The organism is Bowmanella yangjiangensis (assembly GCF_017255015.1).
GTDB lineage: Bacteria > Pseudomonadota > Gammaproteobacteria > Enterobacterales > Alteromonadaceae > Bowmanella > Bowmanella yangjiangensis.
The window spans coordinates 1-1,661 of sequence record NZ_JAFKCS010000178.1; the positions used below are offsets into that span (position 1 = coordinate 1).

Annotated in this window: 2 protein-coding genes; both read left to right on the plus strand. The window is 64.1% G+C overall.

Annotation, left to right across the window (positions count from 1 at the left end):
- Nucleotides 1-356 precede the first annotated feature (356 nt).
- Entirely contained in the window at nucleotides 357-1,262 is a 906-nt protein-coding gene (locus J0A65_RS23095; protein ID WP_206596642.1) for a tetratricopeptide repeat protein, read from the plus strand.
- A 29-nt stretch (nucleotides 1,263-1,291) separates the two neighbouring features.
- On the plus strand, nucleotides 1,292-1,661 hold a 370-nt coding region (locus J0A65_RS23100; RefSeq protein WP_206596643.1), incomplete at its 3' end, for a DUF2314 domain-containing protein.

Here is a 1,661-nt window from a genome sequence, read left to right on the forward strand (position 1 = left end):
ATATGTGCGTCGTACTGCACTTCGAAACGCTGGCGGATGAACTGCTCAAGCGCCGCGCGGCGGGCACTGTCGGGAGAAGCCAGGTGAAGTTCGTAACTGTCGCCACGACCGATGCGGGCAACGGGACGATCATGATGCGCCCAAGGTAGTTCCATGTGTGGAACCTCGCTGATGAACCTGGGAACGATTGTGTGGAGCCTGGCTTAACGTTGTATTAAGTGATGGAAAAACGCGGGATCACCCGCAAAGGGCGGCGGTGGACGGAGGGGCGGCAGGGGCATGAAGGTGATCACAGTTTGTGCCACTATCGGGCCTGCAACCCCGCCAAAGGCTTGCCATGCCCGGAGCACGGTGCTTTGCTGGCCGGCATTCGTGCGCAGACGACACACGACTTCAGATCAAGGATGACCCTCATGCCTGCAAGGCTCATTGCCCGGCGCAGCCTGTTCGCCTGCCTCCTGGCGCTGTTCGCTTCCACCTGCCAGGCGGCTGTGGTGGAGTGCTCGCTGAACACCGACCGATCACAGTTTGGCTCGCAGTTGGAGCTGGCCATCGATGGCGACGCCTGTGCCCAGTTCAGCGTCGGCTTCCTGTTCTATACGCAGCAGGAGTACGAGCAGAGTCGGCTCTGGTATGCCAGTGCGGCGGAGCAAGGTGTCACCCGTGCGGCATTCGAACTCGCCTTGCTGTACCGCGACCATCTGCTGGACGATCCTGGCGTTGAGCGGGTGCGCTGGATGAACATGGCAGCCGAGCAGGGGCTGGTGCATGCGCAGATCGAGCTGGCGTTCGACTACATCGAGAATCCTGGCGATAGCGCTGAGCGGGTCAGGGTCATGTCCTGGCTGGAACAGGCCGCGCAGCAGGGCGACGTCAAAGCCATGTACCTGCTGGGATGGCTCTACGGGAACGACGCCTCGGGCGTTCAGGACATGGCCAGCGACGACGAGCTGGGCATGCACTTCAGTCTGGCCGACGACAAGGCGCTGTACTGGACCTGCCAGGCGGCCGAGAGGGATGATGCCGACGCGCAGATGAGCCTCAGCGATGCCTACAGCTACGGGCGTGGCACCCGCGTCAACCAGGTGCAACGGCGGCTGTGGCTGGAGCGCGCGGCCAGCAACGGCAGCGAGGAGGCCCGTCAGTGGCTGGATACCAGCGACATGGCCTGGTACAGCCGCCTGGAGCGCTGGGTGAAATGGCAACTGGTGGATGAGACGGCGCGTTGCCCGGACGAGGCAATGGCGGCGTTCAGCGAATAGAACAGGCAACTGGCAGGGAGGGAATCCGCATGCGTATCCAACTGGTTTCTGCGCTGTGCGCGCTGAGCCTGGCCGCTCTGGGCGTCCAGGCACGTGACACCAACGAGGTGGTCACCGCCGATCGCCAGGACGCGGCCATTGCCGCCGCGGTGCGCGAGGCGCAGCGTACCCTGGATGACTTCCTGCAGCTGGCCGCCGCGCCCCCTGCCGGCACCCAGGGGTTCCGGGTGCAGGTCATGGTCGAGGACGAACATGGCATCGAGACGTTCTGGATCACGCACTTTCGTGTGCTCGATCAGGGCTTCGTCGGCGAGGTGGCCAACGAGCCCCGTGTGGTCAAGAGCGTGACCTGGGGGCAGCAGCTGCGCTTCAGCCGCGAGCAGATCACCGACTGGGGCT